Source organism: Micromonospora sp. D75, assembly GCF_018070405.1.
In the GTDB taxonomy this organism is placed as follows: domain Bacteria; phylum Actinomycetota; class Actinomycetes; order Mycobacteriales; family Micromonosporaceae; genus Micromonospora; species Micromonospora chalcea.
The window spans coordinates 1-2,276 of record NZ_JAGPXV010000801.1 but is presented as its reverse complement, the minus strand read 5'-3'; the positions used below and the strand labels follow the sequence as shown (position 1 = coordinate 2,276).

Here is a 2,276-nt window from a genome sequence, read left to right as displayed (position 1 = left end):
ATCTCCAGCCAGTACCCGGCCCGCGCCAGCCTCCCGGACCAGATCGACTCGATGCGGCTGCGCCAGGACGAGCGCAGCCAGGCCGCCGCCGAGGAGCTGAAGAGCCGGGTACGCGAGTCGAACCTGCTCGCCGAGGACACGTTCGCCGGTATCTACACGACGAGCGACGGCAAGCGGGTGACGTTGTTCGGCAGCACCGGCCTGCGGTTCAGCCCGGAGTCGGACGCCAAGGCGGAGATCGACCGCCTCGCCGGGGAGTACGGCCTGAAGGAGTCGGTGAACGTGGAGACCGGCGTCCGGGGCCGGTACGCGCGTTGCGCGGTCGGCCGGGCGGACGGCGACTCGGTGGTGGTCTGCGCCTCGGCCGACCACGGCAGTCTGACCACAGGCGTGTTCACCCGGTTGTCCGTGGACGACAGCGGGCGGCTACTGAACGATCTGCGTCAGCGCGTGGTGGTGCCGAAGTCCTGACCGCTCAGGCGGTCTGCTCACCGGCGGCCTGGTCGGCGCGCTTCGGCGCGTAGCGCGGGACGTACTCCTGGCCGCTGAGCTTCTGGATCTCGGCCATCATCTCGTCGGTCATCGCGCGCAGCGACGTGCGGTCGTCGGGACGGCCGGTGAAGTCCAGCGGCTTGCCGAACTTGATGGTGATCTTTGCGCGGCCCGGTCGCGGGATCCGCGTACCGATCGGCTGGGCCTTGTCGGTGCCGGTCACGCCGACCGGGATGATCGGCACGCCGGCGGCGATCGCCAGCCGGACCGTGCCGGTACGCCCGCGGTAGAGCCGCCCGTCCGGCGAACGGGTGCCCTCCGGGTAGACGGCGACCAGGTCACCGGCCTTGAGCACCGGGATCGCCGCGTCGAACGCGGTGAGCGCGGCCCGCCCGCCGGCCCGCTCGACCGGGATCGCGCCCAGCCCGGTGAGCACGAACTTGGAGAAGCCGCCCTTGAGGCCGGTGCCCTTGAAGTACTCCGACTTGGCCCAGAACGCCAGGTGGCGGGGCACCACGGTGCCGAGCAGCAGCTCGTCGGCGACGGAGAGGTGGTTGCTGGCGAAGATCGCGCCGCCGGTCGCCGGGATGTGCTCCAAACCCTCCACGTGCGGACGGAAGGCCAACCGGAGCGCGGGCGCCACGGTGAGCTTGCCGATGGTGTAGAGCAGGGGCACGGGTCCTCCGGCGGTCGTACGTGAAACAGGCGCTGTCACGGTAGCCGACGCGGCCGTCCGTCACCGAGCGGGTGGCCCGCAGTCCACTCGCTGGGGCTGGGCCCTCCCCCACCACGGGGGCGGGGGAGGGCACCCGGTCCGGCTCAGACCTTCCGGACCGTCACTGTGACCCGCTCGCCGTCGCCGGCCTCGCCGGCGAAGCCGTCGAGGCCCTCGGCGAAGTCGATGCTGTCGGCCAGCACCTCCCGGGCCACGAACTCGGTGTACGCGGCGACCGCCGCGCGTACGTCCTCGGAGGCGGAGACGGCCACCGTGATCCGGTCGGAGACGTCCAGGTCGGCGTCGCGGCGGGCCTGTTGCACGACCCGGACCACGTCCCGGGCCAGCCCTTCGGCGGCCAGCTCCGGCGTGACCTCAGTGTCCAGCACGACCACGCCCTCACCGCCGGGCAGCGGCGCGGAGTGCTCGGCGTCGGCGGCGACCAGGCGCAGCTCGTACTCGCCCTCGGCGAGCGTGACCCCGGCGGCGACCGGGGCGCCGTCGCGCAGCTCCCACTCCCCCGCCTTGACCGCCTTGATCACCTGCTGGACGGCCTTGCCGACGCGCGGGCCGAGCGCCCGCGGCACCACGGTGAGGACCTGCTGGCAGTACGCGGACACCTCGTCGCTGAGCACTACCTCCTTCACGTTGACCTCGTCGGCGACCAGGTCGGCGAAGGGCCGCAGCTGGGCGGCGACGGGCGAGGCCACTGTCAGCTTCGCCAGCGGCAGCCGTACCCGCAGGCCCTTGGCCTTGCGCAGGGACAGCGCCGCCGAGGCGACCGCCCGGACGTTGTCCATCGTGGAGACCAGCTCGTGGTCGGCCGGGAACTCGTCCGCCCGCGGCCAGTCGGTCAGGTGCACCGACCGCTCGCCGGTCAGCCCGCGCCAGATCTCCTCGGCGGTCAGCGGCGCCAGCGGCGCCACCACCCGGCACAGCGTCTCCAGCACCGTCGAGAGCGTGTCGAACGCGTCAGCGTCGCCGGCCCAGAACCGGTCCCGGGACCGGCGCACGTACCAGTTGGTCAGCGCGTCCAGGTAGGACCGCACGGTGGCGCACGCGCCGGAGA

2 protein-coding genes and 1 pseudogene are annotated in these 2,276 nt (G+C 72.8%); 1 reads left to right on the top strand and 2 read right to left on the bottom strand.

Annotated elements, in window-relative coordinates; all coding sequences use genetic code 11:
* Positions 1-471: pseudogene (locus tag KBX39_RS29220) on the top strand (hypothetical protein); the annotation flags it as partial.
* A gap of 4 nt (positions 472-475) precedes the next feature.
* On the opposite strand, the gene KBX39_RS29215 reads toward KBX39_RS29220, so the two are convergent.
* Positions 476-1,168 carry a 1-acyl-sn-glycerol-3-phosphate acyltransferase gene (locus KBX39_RS29215; RefSeq protein WP_069087994.1) on the bottom strand — a complete coding sequence of 231 codons (693 nt, stop codon included), beginning with the start codon at positions 1,166-1,168 and terminating at the stop codon, positions 476-478.
* A 143-nt stretch (positions 1,169-1,311) separates the two neighbouring features.
* The coding region (locus tag KBX39_RS29210) for a DUF5915 domain-containing protein (RefSeq protein ID WP_210873619.1) at positions 1,312-2,276 on the bottom strand (965 nt) is incomplete at its 5' end.